The organism is Pseudomonas agronomica (genome assembly GCF_025917275.1).
Classification (GTDB): Bacteria; Pseudomonadota; Gammaproteobacteria; order Pseudomonadales; family Pseudomonadaceae; genus Aquipseudomonas; species Aquipseudomonas agronomica.
This window is the reverse complement of sequence record NZ_JAOSHO010000858.1, coordinates 1-1,231: the sequence shown is the minus strand read 5'-3', so window position 1 is coordinate 1,231 and position 1,231 is coordinate 1. Positions and strand designations below refer to the sequence as shown.

The following is a 1,231-nucleotide window of genomic DNA, read 5'->3' as shown; positions in this document are numbered from 1 at the left end:
CAGCTCCTACGAGACCGCAAGCTCCCTCGCCACAACAGCTGCTCGCTACAGCCGTGTTCAGCCCAACACCGTCCACAACGCGAACCCGGCATACCAGAGCACCGCCGCGCGCAGCAGCAATTCCCAAAGTCGATCCAGGCTGTTGATGCCGTCCGGCCCGGCGACGGGCGTGGGAATCTCGCCGGCCACCAGGCCAACTTTGTCGATGAGGTCGGCGGCGCTGATGTTCCAGTTCAACAGTTCATGCAACATGACCCGGCTGACCGCGACGAAATTGCCCACCAGGGCAAAGCTCGCTGCCAGCAATCGCACCGGCACCCAGTCGAAGGCGTGGCGCAGCTGTGCGGCCCGCTCGGCCACGCCAGGGTTCTGGCTGTGCTCGGCGGCCAGCGCCAGCAAGCGATAACTCAGGGCGGCCACGGGCCCCAACACGAAGTACCAGAAGATCACCGCGAAAAAGCTCTGGTAGGCCTGCCACAGCAAATGCTTCTGTACCTGCTCCAGCAATGGTTGGCCACCGTCCGCGTCGATATTCAAGTCGCGCTTGGCCACGTGAGCCGCCGCTTGCAGGTTTTCGCGCCGCCACGCATCGCGAAACGGCCCAAGGTCAGCCAAAAGATCACCGCGCCCCAGGCAATAAATCACCACCAACAGGTGCACCGGCAGCGCCAGCAAGCCGTAGGCCACTGGCTCCAGCATCCAAAGCAGCAACGCCAACGCAGCCACCGGCACCAGGACCATCATCACCAGCACCAGCCAAGGCCGGTTGCCCCAGCGCGGACTCGCCTCAAGCTTGTTCAACTCGCCTAGCCAGCCGCCGTCACGCTGGACTCGCTGGCGCAAGGCCGAGAACTTCTCGATCCAGACTGCCAGCAGCAACACCAGAAAACTCATTGTCCTTCCCCTTCTGTCAGGGCCGCGCGGTAGCGTGCCCAATCGAATGCCGGCCCCGGATCGGTCTTGCGCCCCGGGGCGATGTCGCTGTGCCCGCAAATACGCTGCACCGTGATCGCCGGAAACGCTGCCTGCAACTGCCGGGTCAGTTCCACGAGGGAGGAATATTGTGCATCGGTGAAAGGAAGGTCATCGGTGCCTTCCAGCTCGATGCCGACGGAAAAGTCGTTACAGGTTTCTCGCCCCTCGAAGCACGAAACGCCCGCGTGCCAAGCTCGATCCAGACAAGAGACAAACTGGGTCGCGGCGCCGTCACGTTCGATCAGGAAATGCGCAG

2 protein-coding genes are annotated in these 1,231 nt (G+C 63.1%); both read right to left on the bottom strand.

From position 1 onward, the window contains the following. Positions 1-57: 57 nt before the first annotated feature. A complete protein-coding gene (gene ampE / locus OC610_RS27710) occupies positions 58-894 on the bottom strand; it encodes a regulatory signaling modulator protein AmpE (protein WP_264432726.1) in 837 nt (278 codons plus the stop codon). Further along, on the bottom strand, positions 891-1,231 hold a 341-nt coding region (gene ampD, locus OC610_RS27705; protein WP_264432723.1), incomplete at its 5' end, for a 1,6-anhydro-N-acetylmuramyl-L-alanine amidase AmpD. The genes ampE and ampD, both read right to left, overlap by 4 nt.

Coding starts and splice junctions, on each gene's coding strand:
- ampE (WP_264432726.1), bottom strand. CDS start 894: ATGAGTTTTCTGGTGTTGCTGCTGGCAGTCTGGATCGAGAAGTTCTCG.